15 protein-coding genes are annotated in these 16,742 nt (G+C 72.7%); 9 read left to right on the top strand and 6 right to left on the bottom strand.

Annotated elements, in window-relative coordinates; all coding sequences use genetic code 11:
- Window positions 1-119: 119 nt before the first annotated feature.
- A complete protein-coding gene (locus ACZ514_RS31195) occupies window positions 120-2,066 on the top strand; it encodes a 2-oxoacid:acceptor oxidoreductase subunit alpha (RefSeq protein ID WP_469126241.1) in 1,947 nt (648 codons plus the stop codon).
- Window positions 2,059-3,129 (top strand): 2-oxoacid:ferredoxin oxidoreductase subunit beta, encoded by a 1,071-nt coding sequence (locus ACZ514_RS31190; protein ID WP_469126240.1) that lies wholly within the window; start codon window positions 2,059-2,061, stop codon window positions 3,127-3,129. The genes ACZ514_RS31195 and ACZ514_RS31190 overlap by 8 nt, the downstream gene beginning before the upstream one ends.
- Before the next feature lie 74 nt (window positions 3,130-3,203).
- On the opposite strand, the gene ACZ514_RS31185 is transcribed toward ACZ514_RS31190, so the two are convergent.
- A complete protein-coding gene (locus ACZ514_RS31185) occupies window positions 3,204-3,581 on the bottom strand; it encodes a winged helix-turn-helix transcriptional regulator (protein WP_468172673.1) in 378 nt (125 codons plus the stop codon).
- Window positions 3,582-3,689: 108 nt separating this feature from the next.
- On the opposite strand from ACZ514_RS31185, the gene ACZ514_RS31180 reads away from it, so the two are divergent.
- The 3 genes from ACZ514_RS31180 (at window position 3,690) to ACZ514_RS31170 (ending at window position 7,287) form a co-directional block, all read left to right on the top strand.
- Window positions 3,690-4,544, top strand: a complete 855-nt coding sequence (locus tag ACZ514_RS31180) for an NAD(P)H-binding protein (RefSeq protein ID WP_468172670.1) — start codon at window positions 3,690-3,692, stop codon at window positions 4,542-4,544.
- Between the two features lie 165 nt (window positions 4,545-4,709).
- Window positions 4,710-5,726, top strand: a complete 1,017-nt coding sequence (rarD, locus tag ACZ514_RS31175; RefSeq protein ID WP_468172667.1) for an EamA family transporter RarD — start codon at window positions 4,710-4,712, stop codon at window positions 5,724-5,726.
- Between the two features lie 244 nt (window positions 5,727-5,970).
- Window positions 5,971-7,287 carry a M28 family metallopeptidase gene (locus ACZ514_RS31170; RefSeq protein ID WP_468172664.1) on the top strand — a complete coding sequence of 439 codons (1,317 nt, stop codon included), beginning with the start codon at window positions 5,971-5,973 and terminating at the stop codon, window positions 7,285-7,287.
- A gap of 123 nt (window positions 7,288-7,410) precedes the next feature.
- Here ACZ514_RS31170 and ACZ514_RS31165 read toward each other — a convergent pair whose 3' ends face one another.
- The 4 genes from ACZ514_RS31165 to ACZ514_RS31150 form a co-directional block, all read right to left on the bottom strand.
- Window positions 7,411-7,827 (bottom strand): hypothetical protein, encoded by a 417-nt coding sequence (locus ACZ514_RS31165; RefSeq protein WP_468172661.1) that lies wholly within the window; start codon window positions 7,825-7,827, stop codon window positions 7,411-7,413.
- Window positions 7,824-8,027 (bottom strand): hypothetical protein, encoded by a 204-nt coding sequence (locus tag ACZ514_RS31160; RefSeq protein WP_361608417.1) that lies wholly within the window; start codon window positions 8,025-8,027, stop codon window positions 7,824-7,826. Before ACZ514_RS31160 ends, ACZ514_RS31165 begins: the two co-directional genes overlap by 4 nt.
- A gap of 96 nt (window positions 8,028-8,123) precedes the next feature.
- Window positions 8,124-9,344, bottom strand: a complete 1,221-nt coding sequence (locus ACZ514_RS31155) for a LolA family protein (RefSeq protein ID WP_469126239.1) — start codon at window positions 9,342-9,344, stop codon at window positions 8,124-8,126.
- A 227-nt stretch (window positions 9,345-9,571) separates the two neighbouring features.
- Window positions 9,572-10,582 (bottom strand): polyprenyl synthetase family protein, encoded by a 1,011-nt coding sequence (locus ACZ514_RS31150; RefSeq protein WP_469126238.1) that lies wholly within the window; start codon window positions 10,580-10,582, stop codon window positions 9,572-9,574.
- 398 nt (window positions 10,583-10,980) lie between these two features.
- Here ACZ514_RS31150 and ACZ514_RS31145 point away from each other — a divergent pair, with 398 nt between their 5' ends.
- Window positions 10,981-12,990: a CocE/NonD family hydrolase gene (locus ACZ514_RS31145; RefSeq protein WP_469126237.1), complete on the top strand. Its 2,010-nt coding sequence runs from the start codon at window positions 10,981-10,983 to the stop codon at window positions 12,988-12,990.
- A 33-nt stretch (window positions 12,991-13,023) separates the two neighbouring features.
- On the opposite strand, the gene ACZ514_RS31140 is transcribed toward ACZ514_RS31145, so the two are convergent.
- Complete coding sequence (locus ACZ514_RS31140) at window positions 13,024-13,833, bottom strand: Cof-type HAD-IIB family hydrolase (protein WP_468699878.1); 810 nt, start codon at window positions 13,831-13,833, stop codon at window positions 13,024-13,026.
- A gap of 141 nt (window positions 13,834-13,974) precedes the next feature.
- On the opposite strand from ACZ514_RS31140, the gene fahA reads away from it, so the two are divergent.
- From fahA to ACZ514_RS31125, 3 genes are all read left to right on the top strand, one after another.
- Window positions 13,975-15,201 (top strand): fumarylacetoacetase, encoded by a 1,227-nt coding sequence (gene fahA, locus ACZ514_RS31135; protein WP_468172646.1) that lies wholly within the window; start codon window positions 13,975-13,977, stop codon window positions 15,199-15,201.
- 150 nt (window positions 15,202-15,351) lie between these two features.
- Window positions 15,352-15,924, top strand: a complete 573-nt coding sequence (locus ACZ514_RS31130; protein ID WP_468699876.1) for a hypothetical protein — start codon at window positions 15,352-15,354, stop codon at window positions 15,922-15,924.
- Between the two features lie 103 nt (window positions 15,925-16,027).
- Window positions 16,028-16,651, top strand: coding sequence for a hypothetical protein (locus ACZ514_RS31125; protein ID WP_468172640.1), 624 nt, complete (start codon window positions 16,028-16,030; stop codon window positions 16,649-16,651).
- Window positions 16,652-16,742: the final 91 nt, after the last annotated feature.

The raw sequence follows: 16,742 nt of genomic DNA, 5'->3' as shown, positions 1-16,742 counted from the left end.
CGGACAGACCGCCCCGCGAGGGGCGGTCCAGAATGCGGGCGACCCAGGGCCGGACGACCTCACGGACGTAGGGTTGGTTCTGGGGACGAGCGCCCCCGCCTCGAAGGAGGTCCAGTTCAGTGACCAGCCAGGTCAGTAGCCCGGCCGATCAGGCCGACGGGGCCGGCGGGTCCATCGGAGAACAGCGCGCCTCGGCTGTGCCCCATGGAGCCGGCAAGGAAATCCGCCGTGTCGACCGGGTGATCATCCGTTTCGCGGGTGACTCGGGTGACGGCATGCAGCTGACGGGTGACCGTTTCACCTCGGAGACGGCGTCCTTCGGCAACGACCTCTCGACGCTGCCGAACTTCCCCGCCGAGATCCGCGCACCCGCCGGGACCCTGCCGGGGGTGTCGTCGTTCCAGCTGCATTTCGCGGACCACGACATCCTCACCCCGGGTGACGCGCCGAACGTGCTGGTCGCGATGAACCCGGCGGCCCTGAAGGCGAACATCGCGGACGTGCCGCGCGGCGCCGAGATCATCGTCAACACGGACGAGTTCACCAAGCGGCCGATGGCCAAGGTCGGCTACGAGACCTCCCCGCTGGAGGATGGCTCCCTGGACGCCTACAACGTCCACCCGGTGCCGCTGACCACCCTGACGGTGGAGGCGCTGAAGGACTTCGGGCTCTCCCGCAAGGAGGCCGAGCGCAGCAAGAACATGTTCGCGCTGGGGCTGCTGTCGTGGATGTACCACCGGCCGACCGAGGGCACCGAGGCCTTCCTGCGGCAGAAGTTCGCGAAGAAGCCCGACATCGCCGAGGCGAACATCGTCGCGTTCCGGGCGGGCTGGAACTTCGGCGAGACGACCGAGGACTTCGCCGTCTCCTACGAGGTCGCCCCCGCGACCAGCGCCTTCCCGGCCGGCACCTACCGCAACATCTCGGGGAACCTGGCCCTGTCCTACGGGCTGATCGCCGCCGCCCGGCAGGCGGACCTGCCGCTCTTCCTGGGCTCCTACCCGATCACCCCGGCCTCCGACATCCTGCACGAGCTGAGCCGGCACAAGAACTTCGGCGTGCGGACCTTCCAGGCCGAGGACGAGATCGCCGGCATCGGCGCCGCCCTCGGCGCGGCCTTCGGCGGCTCGCTCGCCGTCACCACCACCTCCGGCCCGGGCGTCGCCCTGAAGTCGGAGACCATCGGTCTGGCGGTCTCGCTGGAGCTGCCGCTGCTGATCGTGGACATCCAGCGCGGCGGCCCGTCGACCGGACTGCCCACCAAGACCGAGCAGGCCGACCTCCTCCAGGCCATGTACGGCCGCAACGGCGAGGCCCCCGTCCCCGTGATCGCCCCGCGCACCCCGGCGGACTGCTTCGACGCCGCCCTGGACGCCGCCCGCATCGCCCTCACCTACCGCACCCCGGTCTTCCTGCTCTCCGACGGCTACCTCGCCAACGGCTCCGAACCCTGGCGCATCCCGGACCCCGAAGACCTGCCCGACCTGCGCACCCGCTTCGCGACGGGCCCCAACCACACCCTCGCCGACGGCACCGAGGTGTTCTGGCCCTACAAGCGGGACCCGCAGACCCTGGCCCGCCCCTGGGCGGTGCCCGGCACACCCGGCCTGGAGCACCGCATCGGCGGGATCGAGAAGCAGGACGGCACCGGCAACATCAGCTACGACCCGGCCAACCACGACTTCATGGTCCGCACCCGCCAGGCCAAGACCGACGGCATCGAGGTCCCCGACCTCGACGTCGACGACCCCGACGGCGCCCGCACCCTCGTGTTGGGCTGGGGCTCCACCTACGGCCCCATCACCGCCGCCGTCCGCCGCCTGCGCGCCGGGGGAACCCCCGTCGCCCAGGCCCACCTGCGCCACCTCAACCCCTTCCCGGGAAATCTCGGAGGGGTCCTGAAGCGTTACGACAAGGTGGTGGTACCGGAGATGAACCTCGGGCAGCTGGCCACCCTGATCCGGGCGCGGTACCTGGTCGACGCCCGGTCGTACAACCAGGTCAACGGAATGCCCTTCAAGGCGGAGCAGCTCGCGAAGGTCCTCGAGGAGGCCATCAATGACTGAGGTGACCGACGCCCCCACCACCCCGCTGTCCCTGGTCCCCAAGGCCGAGGGCAAGCAGTCGATGAAGGACTTCAAGTCGGACCAGGAGGTCCGCTGGTGTCCGGGCTGCGGTGACTACGCGGTCCTGGCCGCCGTCCAGGGCTTCATGCCCGAGCTCGGCCTCGCCAGGGAGAACATCGTCTTCGTCTCCGGCATCGGCTGCTCCTCCCGCTTCCCGTACTACATGAACACCTACGGGATGCACTCCATCCACGGCCGCGCCCCCGCCATCGCCACCGGCCTCGCCACCTCCCGCCGCGACCTCTCCGTCTGGGTCGTCACCGGCGACGGCGACGCCCTCTCCATCGGCGGCAACCACCTCATCCACGCCCTGCGCCGCAACGTGAACCTGAAGATCCTCCTCTTCAACAACCGGATCTACGGACTCACCAAGGGCCAGTACTCCCCCACCTCCGAACTGGGCAAAATCACCAAATCCACCCCCATGGGCTCCCTCGACGCCCCCTTCAACCCCGTCTCCCTCGCCCTCGGAGCCGAAGCCAGCTTCGTCGCCCGCACCATCGACTCCGACCGCAAACACCTCACCGAAGTCCTGCGCCAGGCCGCCGACCACCCCGGCACCGCCCTCGTCGAGATCTACCAGAACTGCAACATCTTCAACGACGGCGCCTTCGACACCCTCAAGGACCAGGAACACGCCCGCGAAGCCGTGATCCGCCTCGAACACGGCCGGCCCATCCGCTTCGGCGCCGACGACGCCAAGGGCGTGGTCCGTGATCCGGCCACCGGCGACCTCCAGGCCGTCACCGTCACCCCGGAGAACGCGTCGCGGATCCTGGTCCACAACGCCCACGCCACCTCCCCCACCACCGCCTTCGCCCTCTCCCGCCTCGCCGACCCCCACACCCTCCACCACACGCCCATCGGCGTCTTCCGCAGCGTCGAACGCCCCGTCTACGACACCCTCATGGCCGACCAGCTCGAAGCGGCCGTCGACCAGCGCGGCAAGGGGGATCTGGCGGCCCTGCTCGCCGGCTCCGACACCTGGACCGTGGTCGGCTAAGGCACACGGGGCCCCGGCGCACGGCCCCCGGGCGCACGGCGCACGGATGACCTCCGGCGGCAGCCCGGATCCCGCTACGGGGTCCGGGCCCCGTCGTACGCGGCCCGCGCCGCCTGCACCGCGTCGGTGCGGCGTTCCGTCCAGCGGGCCAGGGCCCACACCTGCTCGGCGGCCTCCCGGCCGAGGTCCGTCAGGGAGTAGTCCACGTGCGGCGGGATCACGGGGTGCGCGTGGCGCAGTACGAAACCGTCCCGCTCCAGCGTCTGGAGGGTCTGGGCGAGCATCTTCTCGCTGACCCCGCCCACCTCCCGGCGGAGCTCGCTGAACCGGTAGGAGCGCTCGACGAGGGCGGCCAGGACGAGGACGCCCCAGCGGCTGGTCACGTGTTCCAGGATCCCCCGCGACGGGCACATGGGGGCCTTCACGCTCACGGGCTTCACACTTACGTCCATACCAGTACCTTACTTCGAAGTGGGTACTTACGAATAGTTAGCGCTCTCCATAGGCTGGTGATGTTCCCGCGAACGACGCGGGGAACCCCACCGCACCAGGAGCGCATCATGAGCATCGTCGTCACCGGAGCCACCGGAGCCCTCGGCCGCCTCGTCGTCGGAGAACTGCTGGAGCGGGTCCCCGCCGGCGAGCTGGCCGTGGTCGTGCGCAGCGCGCAGAAGGCCGCCGACCTGGCCGCGCGCGGCATCGACGTACGGATCGCCGACTACGACGACCCGGCCGCGCTGGCCGGGGCCTTCCGGGCCGGCGACCGGGTCCTGCTGATCTCCGGCAGCGAGGTCGGGCGCAGGATCCCGCAGCACACCGCCGTGATCGCGGCCGCGAAGGCGGCCGGGGTGGCCCAGCTGGCCTACACCGGCATCCTCGGCGGGCCGGAGGCCGACTTCGAGCTGGCGGCCGAGCACCAGGTCACGGAGCAGGCGATCCTCGACTCCGGGCTGCCCTACACCTTCCTGCGCAACGGCTGGTACCACGAGAACTACACCGCCCAGCTCCCCGCCGTCCTGGAGCACGGCGCGGTCGTCGCCAGCGCGGGCGAGGGCCGGATCGCCTCGGCGGCGCGGGCGGACTACGCGGCGGCCGCGGCGGCGGTGCTGACCGGCGAGGGTCACCTGAACCAGGTCTACGAGCTGTCGGGCGACACCGCCTGGAGCCTGGCCGAGTACGCCGGTGAGGTGGCGCGGCAGTCCGGGCGCGAGGTCTCGTACGCCGCCGTGCCGGCCGACGCGCACCTGAGCGTGCTGACCGGCGCCGGGGTGCCCGAGTCCTTCGCGGCGATCCTCGTGGACGTGGACGCGGCGATCTCCCGCGGCCGGCTGGCCGGGACGAGCGGCGACCTGTCGCGTCTGATCGGGCGGCCGACGACGCCGGTGGCCGCGGCCATCGCCGGCGCCCTGGCCTGATCACCGGCCGTCCGGCCGCGCGTCCGGCCGTCCCGTGGAAGGGTGCCGCGAGGGGTGCCGCGCGCGGTGTCATGAGTATCTCCCTGGAACGGGCATGACAGCAGCGCCGCGCGGCGCTACGGTCGTGAGGTTGTGAGATTGGCTGGAAGTTGCACTGGAGGCCCCGTGAAGGCGGAGAACGAGCAGCGCACGGGTTTGCTCTACGGATTCGGCGCGTACGGAATGTGGGGACTCGTCCCCCTCTTCTGGCCCCTCCTCAAGCCCTCCGGGGCGATCGAGATCCTCGCCCACCGCATGGTGTGGTCGCTGGCCGCGGTCGGCATCGCGCTCCTCGCGCTGCGCCGCTGGGGGTGGATCGCCGAGATCGTCCGCCGGCCGCGCAAGCTCGGGCTGACGGCCCTCGCGGCGGCCGTGATCAGCGTCAACTGGGGCCTGTACATCTGGGCGGTCAACAACGGCCAGGTCGTCGAGGCCAGCCTCGGCTACTTCATCAACCCGCTGGTCACCATCGCCATCGGCGTCCTGGTGCTGGGCGAGCGGCTGCGCCGGGCCCAGTGGGCGGCCGTGGGGATCGGCCTCGCCGCCGTGCTGGTGCTGTCCGTCGGCTACGGCCGGCTGCCGTGGATCTCGCTCACGCTCGCCTTCTCCTTCGCCGCCTACGGGCTGATCAAGAAGAAGCTCGACATGGGCGGGCTGGAGTCACTGGCCGCCGAGACGGCCCTGCAGTTCCTGCCCGCCCTGGGCTACCTGCTGTGGCTGGGAATCCAGGGGCAGTCCACCTTCACCTCGCACGGGCTCGGACATGCGGCGCTCCTCGCCGCGACGGGGCTGGTCACGGCGATCCCGCTGGTCTGCTTCGGGGCGGCCGCGATCCGGGTGCCGCTCTCCACGCTGGGGCTGCTCCAGTACCTGGCGCCGGTGTTCCAGTTCGGGCTCGGCGTCCTCTACTTCCACGAGGCGATGCCGCCGGAGCGGTGGGCCGGCTTCTCCCTGGTCTGGGGCGCGCTGGTGCTCCTGACCTGGGACGCGCTGAGGACCGCCCGGCGCTCGCGGGCCCTGCTCGCCGAAGTCTCCGCCGCCGCGGCGGCGGAAGCCGTGGCCACGGCCCTGGCCGAAGGGGGCGCCGGTCCGGTTCCGGTCACGCCCGGGACGGAACCGGCTCCGCGCCACGATCCCGCGTAACCGCGCACGGGTGCGCGCATCCGACGCGCGCGCCCCAATACACCACACGGTCCCCGGTACGGAACACCCGTACCGGGGATCGTCCGTTTTCCGAACTGCCCTGACCGGATTGTGGTCTTGACGGATAGTCACGCTCTCACTGAACATCAGGCTCGCACTGACGCACCAACGCTCACCTGCACGATTCCCGCACGTTCCGTCTCATCCCCAACGGATCATCCCAACGGAATCCCGGAGCCCCCACATGAGCCTGTCCGTCTCCCGGCGTCTTGCCGCCGCGACCGCCCTCGCGGTCGCTGGGCTGCTGGCCGCCACCTCTCCCGCCGCGCTCGCCGCGCCCACGGCCGTCGCCGTGGCGCCGACGCCGCCCGACATCCCGCTGGCCAACGTCAAGGCGCACCTGACACAGCTCCAGACCATCGCCACCAACAACGGCGGCAACCGCGCCCACGGCCGGGCCGGGTACAAGGCCTCGATCGACTACGTGAAGGCCAAGCTGGACGCGGCGGGCTTCACCACCAGCGTGCAGACCTTCACCTCCAGCGGCGCCACCGGCTACAACCTGATCGCCGACTGGCCGGGCGGTGACCCCGACTCGGTCCTCATGGCCGGCTCGCACCTGGACTCGGTGAGCTCGGGCCCCGGCATCAACGACAACGGCTCCGGCTCGGCGGCCGTCCTGGAGACCGCCCTCGCGGTGTCCCGCGCGAACCTCCAGCCGACGAAGCACCTGCGCTTCGGCTGGTGGGGCGCGGAGGAACTGGGCCTGGTCGGCTCGAAGTACTACGTGAACAGCCTGTCGGCGACGGAGCGGGCGAAGTTCTCCGGCTACCTGAACTTCGACATGATCGGCTCGCCGAACCCGGGCTACTTCGTCTACGACGACGATCCGACGATCGAGCAGACGTTCAAGAACTACTTCACGGGCCTCGGCGTCCCCACCGAGATCGAGACCGAGGGCGACGGACGCTCCGACCACGCGTCCTTCAAGAACGTGGGGATACCCGTCGGCGGCCTGTTCACGGGCGCCAGCAACACCAAGACCTCGGCCCAGGCCCAGAAGTGGGGCGGCACCGCCGGCCAGGCCTTCGACCGCTGCTACCACTCGTCCTGCGACACCACGGCGAACATCAACGACACCGCCCTGGACCGCAACTCCGACGCCATCGCGCACGCGATCTGGAACCTCGGGGCGGCCACCCCGGTCCCGCCGGGCCCGTCCTTCGAGAACACCGCCGACGTGGCCATCCCGGACTCCCCCGCCGCCGCGGTGACCTCGCCGATCACGGTCTCGGGCGTGGCGGGCAACGCGCCGGCCACCACCAAGGTCGACGTGAACATCGTCCACACCTACCGCGGTGACCTGGTGATCGACCTGATCGCCCCGGACGGCACGGCGTACCGGCTGAAGAACTCCAGCTCGGACTCCGCCGACAACCTGGTCACCAGCTACACGGTGAACGCCTCCGCCGAGGTCGCCAACGGCGTGTGGAAGCTCCAGGTCAAGGACGTGGCCGCGCAGGACGTGGGCTACATCAACAGCTGGAAGATCACCTTCTGACGGCGCCCGCCCCCGGACCGGTTCCGGACCTCCGGGCCCCGGCGTGATCCGACGCGATCACGCCGGGGCCCGTCGCGTACGACGGCCCCCTCCGGCGCCGCGCGTCCCGCGGCGCCGGAGGTACTACGCGCCCTCCGACGCCGGCCGCGTCGACGCGGACAGGGGCTCCTGGATGCGGGCGCGCAGCTCCTGGGCGACCGCGGTCACGTCCGCGCGGCCCAGCTTCGCGGCCTCCACCAGATCGCCGAGCTCCTCGGGCGTCGGCAGCTGCTTCGCACCGGCCACCCGCAGGTACGAGCGGGTCGCGGCGGCCGCGTAGAACTCGTTCATCGGGGATTCCAGCGCGGGGCAGACGGCGAGCGTGTGCAGGAAGGCCGCGGCCCGCCAGGCGGTGTCGGGGGCCGGCTGCTCCGGGACCATGACCAGGTCGTTCTGGTGCCGGGCGACGGCGGCGGCCACCCCGGAGGGGTCCCACACGGCGGGGTCCGACGGCAGATGGTGGGCCAGCGCGGTCCAGGCCCACTCCATGGTGATCTTCAATTGCCGAACCGCTCCTGGAAGTAGCCCCAGTGGTCGGCGAACTCCTCTATGCCGGTGAGGAACGTCTTGCGGTCCTCGTCGAGTTCGCGTTCCGTGACCTCGGTGATGAGCGCGGTGACCGTCGTCCCCAGCGCCGCCGCGCGCGCCTTGAGGCGTTCGTGGAACTCTTCGTCCAGGCGGATGGTGACGTGTCTCGACATGTCCATCACGGTACAGCGGCAGCGCTGTACGGAGGAGGGGAACGGCACAAGGGTGGCCGGGGACACAGGTCCCCGGCCACCCCTGCGGTGCTGCGGCTACTTGGCGGAGTCGGCCGTCCTGACGAGCTGGTCCTTGGTGACCGCGCCGACGTAGACCTTGCCGTCGTCCGTGATCAGCGCGTTGACCAGGCGGGTGGAGAAGACCCGGCCCTCGCCGAACTTCCCGGAGACCTTGTCGCCGAGGGAGTTCAGGAACTGCTTGGCCTCCTTCGGCGCGTTCTTGTCGTTCTCCAGGTCCTTGAGGGACCGGCCGGCGCCCGTGTCGATCCGCGCCACCGTGGACCAGCCCTCGCCGAGGACCTTCACCTCGCCCTTGCCGTCGGCTCCGGCGGCCAGGTCACCGAGGCCGGGGAAGGCCTCCAGCGCCTTGAGCGGCCCGTCCTCCTTCCGCCCCTTGCCGTGCTCGCCGCCCTCGGTCACCTTGGCGCCGTTGGGCGGGGTGAAGGCGAAGGCGTCCGCGGCCGGCCTGGCGAAGTCCACCTGGGTGAAGCCCGCTTCCATGATCGGCTTGCCGCCCTGGCCGGAGAGCAGCTGGACGCGCAGCGGTACGCCGTTGCGGGCGTCGACCGCGATCCGCACCGAACCGACGGTGGAGCCGCTCTGCTTGGGCGTGAGGACCAGCTGGTAGGCGTCGCGCCCGGCGACCTGCGCGGTCTCGCCCACGCTGATGTCGGTGGTGGGGCCGGCGGCCTTCAGGACCTCCTGGGCCAGCTCCTGCGGCGAGGCGGGGAGGCGGTCGGCGGTCTTGCCGTGGCCCGGGCCGGCTCCCTTGCCGGCGCCCTTGCCGGCGTCCTGGCCGTCCTCCTCGTGGAAGACCTCGTTGGACTTGGAGTCGTATCCCCAGACGTCCTTGCCGTTGTGGACGAGGGTGTACTCGTCCTTGCCGTCCAGGAAGGTCAGCTTCTGGCGGTCGGGGCCGTCGGCCGCGACGCGGAAGGTGTGCGTGCCGTTGGCCAGCTGTGCGATCTTCTCCTGGGGGTCGGCCGAGCCGCCGGCGACCCCGCCGCCGCCCAGCAGGCCGGAGGCGAACCGGGGGAGGCCGAGGTCGGTGGAGATCTTCGCGGTGCCGGAGAGCTGCTGCGCGTCGGAGGCCGCGACCTTCTCGATCAGCTGCTGCGCCGTCACCTTGGGCAGGTCGGGACCCCCGGCGTTGGCGAAGGCCGGGACCATCGCGGCGGTCGCCGCCGCGACACCCGCCACGGCGACCGGTACGGCGTACCGGGCGGCCTTGCGCGAGGTCTTCGTGTTCGCTGCCATCTGAGTGCCCTGCCCTCTGTGTCTACGGCGGCGGCCCCCGTGGCGCCGCACTCACCCGTTCCGGTGGGATTCGATGTCTCCATCTGACCAAACCGGCGGTCCCGGGGCGTCAGTCCCCGGAATCAACTCCGTGTACGACCGTGGGATGACACGGGAAGGGCCCCCGCTTCCCGGACCCGTAGGGGTCGCGGGGTGCGGGGGCCCTTCCGCCGCGGTGGGGGCGGAGGTCAGCCGGCGCGGTGGACCACCGCGTCGCACAGCTCCTCCAGCGCCGACTTCGCGAAGCACTCCGGCAGCGGGGCGAGCGCGGCGCGCGCGTCCTCGGCGTACCGGACGGTGTCGCGGCGGGCCTGCTCCAGCGCGGGGTGCACCCGCAGCCGGGAGAGGACCTCGGCGTGCCGGGCGTCGTCCGTGAGGTCACCGTCCAGCAGGGCCACGAGCTCCAGGTCCTCGGGGCGCCGGTCCCGCGCGGCCGTCTCGCGCAGCCGCAGCACGGGCAGGGTCGGGATGCCCTCGCGCAGGTCGGTGCCCGGGGTCTTGCCGGACTCGTGCGAGTCGGAGGCGATGTCGAGGACGTCGTCCGCGAGCTGGAAGGCGGTGCCGAGGCGCTCGCCGTACTGGGTCAGGATGTCGACGACGGACTCGTCGGCGCCGGACATGAGCGCGCCGAAGCGGCCGGAGACGGCGATCAGCGAGCCGGTCTTGCCGGCGATGACGTCCAGGTAGTGCGCGACCGGGTCGCGGCCGTCGCGCGGACCGGCCGTCTCCAGGATCTGACCCGTGACGAGCCGCTCGAAGGCCTCGGCCTGGATGCGCACGGCCTCCGGCCCGAGGTCCGCGAGGATGTGCGAGGCGCGGGCGAAGAGGAAGTCACCCGTCAGGACCGCGACGGAGTTGCCCCAGCGGGCGTTGGCGCTCTCCACCCCGCGGCGTACGTCCGCCTCGTCCATGACGTCGTCGTGGTAGAGCGTCGCCAGGTGGGTGAGCTCCACGACCACGGCGGACGGCACGATGCCGGGCGCGTAGGGGTCGCCGAAGCGGGAGGCCAGCATCACCAGCAGCGGCCGGAACCGCTTGCCCCCGGCGCGCACCAGATGCTGCGCGGCCTCGGTGATGAAGGGGACTTCGCTCTTGGTGGCCTCCAGCAGACCCGCCTCGACGGCGGCCAGTCCGGCCTGGACATCGGTCTCAAGAGCCTGGTCCCGCACGCTCAGTCCGAACGGCCCGACGACGGTCACGAGGGGTACTCCTGTCTGCTGACGATCACGCTGACGATCACCTGGATTGTCGATGTGTCGCTGCCATCACTCAAGCCAGCGTATCCGGTCTGTTTTCGATCACCGAGAGCGCCTGTCCGGTTGCCGCACACGCGCAGTCCGATCCATCCCGGTATGTTCGGTGGGAGCCGAAACGACCGGAGAACACGTTTTGTCCAGAACTGTCACCGATAGGGGCGGGCCCGGGCCCGGAAGCACCGGCGCCGTCGCCGGCCCGCCGGCCACGGCCGCCCCGCGGGCCGCCGGCGGGTGCCGCGCCTCCACTGCGCCCGCCACCCCCCTGGCGCGTATCGGCCGGTTGACGACGGCCCGTTCGGCCCCGTCCGCGCGTCCGCCGAGGGGCCGGTGAGGGAAAGCCGATGATCATCCGTACCGACTTCCCGTACGCCACCGCCCACGAGGATGTCCGGATCCCGATGCCGGACGGGGTCGGGCTCCACGCCCGCGTCTGGCGCCCCGTGACGGACGAACCGGTGCCCGCCCTGCTGGAGTACCTCCCGGGCCGGCTGACCGACTGCACGGCGGCGCGCGACCGCCGGCGCCACCCCTGGTACGCCGGGCACGGCTACGCGTCCGTGCGGGTGGACGTACGCGGCCACGGGTGCAGCGGCGGCCGCCCCGGCGGGGCGCACGACGCGCTCGAAATCGCCGACGGTGCCGCGGTGGTGGAGTGGCTGGCCGCGCGGCCGTGGTGCACGGGAGCGGTGGGCATGCACGGCATCTCCCGGGGCGGCCGCGACGCCCTGCGGATCGCCGCCCTGGCACCGGAGGCGCTGAAGGCCGTCGTCGCCGTCTGCTCGACGGACGACCCGTACGACGACGGCGGCCCCTACCTGGGCGGGTCGGTACTGGCCGTGGACGCGCACGCCCGGTCTGCCATGGCCCTGGCCCTCGCCGCCAGCCCGCCCGACCCGCGCCACGCCGGCGACGGCTGGCGGGAGCAGTGGCTGGACCGGCTGGAGGGCGTGGAACCGCCGGTCCACACCTGGCTCTCCCACCAGACCCGCGACGCCTACTGGCGCCACGCCGGCGTCCGCGAGGAGTACGCGGCGATCGGCGCCGCGGTCCTCGCCGTGGGCGGCTGGCACGACCCCCACCGGGACGCCGTGCTGCGGCTGGTCTCCCGCCTGCCCGCCTCCCGGGTGCGGGGCCTGATCGGGCCCTGGTCGCACCAGTACCCGGACCAGGAGCTGCCGCCGGGGCCGGCCATCGGCTTCCTCCAGGAGACCCTGCGCTGGTGGGACCACTGGCTGAAGGGCGCCGACAACGGGGTGATGGACGAGCCGCTGCTGCGCGCGTGGATCAGCGGCTCGCACCCGCCGGCCACCGTCTACGACCGGCTGCCGGGCCGCTGGGCCGGCGAGCAGGCGTGGCCGTCGCCCTCGGTCGTGCCCGTCTCGTACGGGCTCCAGGGCCCGCCGGTGACGGTGGCCTCGCCGCAGCACACCGGGCTCGACGCCGGGCGGCACCGCCCCGTCGGCGGCGCCGCCGACCTGCCGCCGGACCAGCGGGAGGAGGACGCGAAGTCGGCCTGCTTCGAGTTCCCGGTGCCCGTCGACGCGGGCGAGCCGGTGGAGGTCCTGGGGCAGCCGTCGGTGACGCTGCGGCTACGGCTGGACGTCCCGTACGGGCAGGTCGTGGCGCGGCTGTGCGACGTCGCCCCCGACGGGGCGTCGACGCTGGTCACGCGGGGTGCGCTGAACCTGTCGGCACGGTACGGACCGGACCGGGCGGCGCCGTGGCGGGCGGGCGCGTACGAGGACGTCACCTTCGGGCTCGACGGCATCGGCCACTCCTTCCCGCCGGGGCACCGGATCCGCCTCGCGGTGTCCTCCGCGTACTGGCCGTGGGTCTGGCCGCGCGCCGGCTCGGAGGCGGGCTGGACCCTGGACCCCGCGGGCAGCACGCTGGAACTCCCGGTCCGCGCCCCCTCCTCCCTGGACGCGGGCATCGCCTTCGGACCGCCGGAACAGGCCGAGCCGCTCGGGGTGGTCCACCCGGAGACGCTGGACGCGCCGCGCCCGGAGCGGGTGGTCGTGCGCGACGTCGCGCGCGGGGTGTGGCGGCTGGAGGTGGACCCCCGGCCCGCCGGGACGCGGGTGTACCCGGACGGGCTGGAGTACGAGGAGGCCGCGACGGAGGTCTACGAGATCCAGCAGGCCGACCCGCTGTCCGCCCGCACCCGCTCGGACTGGCGGATCCGGTTGCACCGGCCGGAGGACGGGTGGGACGCGCGGGTGGAGACCCGGTCCGAGATCACGTGCGACGAGGGCGGCTTCCTCACGTCGGACGAGGTCGTCTGCCGTGAGGGCGAGGAGGTCGTCTTCCACCGCACGTGGGAACGCCGCCTGCCGCGCGCCGCGGGCTGAGCGGACCCCTTCGGGCGCGCGTCAGGGGCCGCGTCACGAACGGAACAGCCGCTCCAGCACCACCGCGATGCCGTCCGCCTCGTTCGACAGGGTCACCTCGTCGGCGACGGCCACCAGCTCCCGGTGGGCGTTCGCCATCGCGACCCCGTGCGCGGCCCAGGCGAACATCGGGATGTCGTTCGGCATGTCGCCGAAGGCGATCGTCGACTCCGCCGCCGCCTCCAGCACCGACGCCGCCCGCGCGAGCCCGCTGGCCTTGTCGACGCCCGGCGGCTGGAGTTCCACCGTGTGCTCCCCCGCCATCGTGACGTTGACCAGGTCACCGACCACCGACCGCGCCACCCGCGTCAGTTCGTCGTCGTCCAGCCGGGGGTGCTGGAGCAGCACCTTGTTGATCGGCGACGACCACAGCTCGCCCCGCCCGCGGACCCGCACCATCGGCAGGTGCGGGTGCGGCATCCGGTAGCCGGGGCCCACCAGCATCTCCGCGTCCAGCCCCTCCTGGTTGACGGCCACGTACACCTCGCCGATCTCCGCCTCGATCTTGCCGAGGGCCACCTCGGCCAGGCCCCGGTCCATGGCGACGGAGTGCAGCAGGATCCCGCGCGCCGCGTCGTACACCTGCGCACCCTGCCCGCACACCGCGAGCCCCGTGTAGCCGAGGTCGTCCAGGACGTGCCGGATCTGCGGGACGGGGCGGCCGGTGACCACGATGTGCCGGGCGCCGGCCGCGCGCGCCGTCGCGAGCGCCGTGCAGGAGCGGGCGGAGACGGTGTCACCGGCGCGCAGCAGAGTCCCGTCCAGGTCGGTGGCGATCAAGGCATAGGGGAGGGCGGAAGTCACCCCGCCAAGGATACGGACCCCCTTGGACAAGTCCTACAAATAGCGCCCGAATCCGGCCTCCCACAGACCCCACGCGCCACGTAACGTGTCAGCCAGCCCCCGGGACACCCCCGGCCCCCCTCGAAAGCGAGGCAGCACCCCATGCCCCAGCAGAGCCCCCTCGACGTCCCCGAGGGCGACCCGTTCGGGCCGCACAACCTCCCCTACGGCGTGTTCTCCACCCCGGCGGAGCCGGAGCGCCGCCGCGTCGGCGTGCGCCTCGGCGGGTACGTGCTCGACGCGGGGGCGGTGGCGGTCGCCCTCGGGTCCCCGTACGCCGGGCTGCTCGCCCAGGGTTCGCTCAACCCGCTGCTGGCCGCCGGCCGCACCTCCTGGCGCGACGTGCGCCGCGCCCTGACCGCGTGGGTCACCGACCCCGGGCACCGTGGGACGGTCGAACCGCACCTGCTGCCGCTCGACGCGGTCACCCTGCACCTGCCGTACGAGGTCGCGGACTACGTCGACTTCTACGCGAGCGAGCACCACGCCACCAACGTCGGACGGATCTTCCGCCCGGACGGCGACGCGCTCACCCCCAACTGGAAGCACCTGCCCATCGGTTACCACGGCCGGTCGGGCACGATCGTGGTCTCCGGAACCGATGTGGTGCGGCCGTCGGGGCAGCGCAAGGCGCCCTCCGACCCGGCGCCGGTCTTCGGGCCGTCCGTGAAGCTCGACATCGAGGCCGAGGTCGGCTTCGTCGTCGGCACCCCCTCGGAGATGGGCCGTCCGGTCGCGCTCGGCGACTTCGAGGAGCACGTCTTCGGGCTGTTCCTCCTCAACGACTGGTCCGCGCGCGACATCCAGGCCTGGGAGTACGTGCCGCTCGGCCCCTTCCTCGGCAAGTCGTTCGCCACCTCCGTCTCGGCCTGGGTGACCCCCCTGGAGGCCCTGGACGCCGCCCGGGTCGCCCCGCCCGCCCGGGACTTCCCGCTCCTGCCGTACCTCGACGACGCCGGCGTCGACCGCCCCGGTGGCTTCGACCTGCGCATCAGCGTCTCCATCAACGGGCAGGAGGTCGCCCGGCCGCCGTTCGCCTCGATGTACTGGACGGCCGCCCAGCAGCTGGCCCACATGACCGTCAACGGCGCCTCCCTGCGCACCGGCGACGTGTACGGCTCCGGCACCGTCAGCGGCCCGGAGCCCGACCAGCGGGGCTCGCTGCTGGAGCTCACCTGGAACGGCCGCGACGCCGTCGAGCTCGCCGACGGCAAGCGCACCTTCCTCGAGGACGGCGACACCGTCACCCTCACCGCGTGGGCCCCCGGCGCCGACGGCACCCGCGTCGGCCTCGGCGAGGTCACCGGCCGCATCACCGCCGCCCGGTAGGACGCACGAAGGGGCGGCGGGCCTCCCCCGCCGCCCCGCCGCCCCGCCGCCCCGCCGCCCCGCCGCCGGTCGGGCGTACCGCACCGGTGCGCCTACTCCGGCCGCACCGCCCGGGTGGCGGGGGCCGGGGGCCGCGGTGACGCTGCTCGCATGGCCTCTCGTACCGCAAAGCTCGCCCCCCTGGCCCTCGCGGCCACCGCCTCCCTCACCCTCGGCGCCGCCCCCGCCACCCCCACGGCGACGCCCAACGCCCAGCTGGCCGCGACCTACCGGGCCACCGCCAAGTACCACGACCACCGGAAGGCCGTCGCCGACGGCTACGTCCCCGACCGGTACTGCGTCGTCAACCCGGGCGAGGGCGGCGGGGCCCTCGGCTACCCGCACTTCAACCACGCCTACGACGGCTCCACCGACCCGGGGAAGCCCACGGCCCTGCTCTACGAGGGCGACGGCGCGGGGCACTGGCGGCTCGCCGGCCTCGAGTGGATGGTCGTGGACCGCGACGGCCGCACGGACACCGACGACGACCGCCCCACCCTGTTCGGGCAGCCCTTCCGCGGCCCGCTGCCCGCCCGGTACGCGGGCCAGAAGGTCCACTACTCGCTGCACCTGTGGCTGTGGAAGAAGAACCCCTCGGGGCGGTTCGAGCCCTTCAACCCGTCGGTCGTCTGCCGGCCCGGCACCACCCGGCCGCGCCCCGCCGCACCCGCCGCCACCCCTTAGCTCCGCGCCGCCCCCCGTTCGGGGGCCCGCCGCGTGCGGGGCCGCCGTCTCCCCGCGATGGTGGACGAAAGCCCTCCGGGACCCCCGACCACCAGGAGCTCCCATGCCCGTACCGCGCAGCGCCAAGGCCCTGTTCGCCGCCTCCGCCGCCGCGGCGTCGCTGTTCCTCGCCGCCCTCCCCCCGGCCCGGGCGGTCGAAGGGCCCGCGCCCGACCCCCGCGACAAGCGGGCGATGCGCGACATGGCCACGGCGGTCGCGGCGACCGCGAAGTACGTGGACGAGCGGGCGGCCCTCAGGGACGGTTACGTCCCGCACGGTGAGGAGTGCATGACCAACCCGTTCGGCGTCGGCACCATGGGCTACCACTACGTCAAGCAGGCCAACTGGGGCTCCACCGACCCCGCCAGGCCGACCGCGCTCCTCTACAGCACCGCGAAGGACCGCCACGGGCGCCGCAAGCTCCAGACGGTGGAGTGGATGTCCACCGACCGGGACCAGGACCTCAAGACCACCGACGACCGGCCCCGCATGTTCGGGCTGCCCTTCGACGGCCCCATGCCCGGCCACTGGCCGGGCATGCCCAAGCACTACGACCTCCACATGTGGGCGTACGAGAAGAACCCCGCCGGCCGCTTCCACAACTGGAACCCCGGCCTGAGCTGCCCCCCGAAGAAGCCCGCCGCGGGCACCGCCCAGCCGGCCCCCGGCCACGGGCACGGGCACTAGGTTGTGTCCGGCGGATCATTCGCGGAGCCAGAGTCTGATGGCTGCTGTGGTGATGGTGCCGTGGAAAACGTAGGCGCGTTTGTCGTAGCGG

Source organism: Streptomyces sp. NPDC034086, assembly GCF_055575515.1.
This window is presented reverse-complemented; position numbering and strand designations above follow the sequence as displayed.

Coding starts and splice junctions, on each gene's coding strand:
- ACZ514_RS31190 (WP_469126240.1), top strand. CDS start 2,059: ATGACTGAGGTGACCGACGCCCCCACCACCCCGCTGTCCCTGGTCCCC.
- ACZ514_RS31185 (WP_468172673.1), bottom strand. CDS start 3,581: ATGGACGTAAGTGTGAAGCCCGTGAGCGTGAAGGCCCCCATGTGCCCG.
- ACZ514_RS31180 (WP_468172670.1), top strand. CDS start 3,690: ATGAGCATCGTCGTCACCGGAGCCACCGGAGCCCTCGGCCGCCTCGTC.
- ACZ514_RS31170 (WP_468172664.1), top strand. CDS start 5,971: ATGAGCCTGTCCGTCTCCCGGCGTCTTGCCGCCGCGACCGCCCTCGCG.
- ACZ514_RS31160 (WP_361608417.1), bottom strand. CDS start 8,027: ATGTCGAGACACGTCACCATCCGCCTGGACGAAGAGTTCCACGAACGC.
- ACZ514_RS31155 (WP_469126239.1), bottom strand. CDS start 9,344: ATGGCAGCGAACACGAAGACCTCGCGCAAGGCCGCCCGGTACGCCGTA.
- ACZ514_RS31145 (WP_469126237.1), top strand. CDS start 10,981: ATGATCATCCGTACCGACTTCCCGTACGCCACCGCCCACGAGGATGTC.
- fahA (WP_468172646.1), top strand. CDS start 13,975: ATGCCCCAGCAGAGCCCCCTCGACGTCCCCGAGGGCGACCCGTTCGGG.
- ACZ514_RS31130 (WP_468699876.1), top strand. CDS start 15,352: ATGGCCTCTCGTACCGCAAAGCTCGCCCCCCTGGCCCTCGCGGCCACC.
- ACZ514_RS31125 (WP_468172640.1), top strand. CDS start 16,028: ATGCCCGTACCGCGCAGCGCCAAGGCCCTGTTCGCCGCCTCCGCCGCC.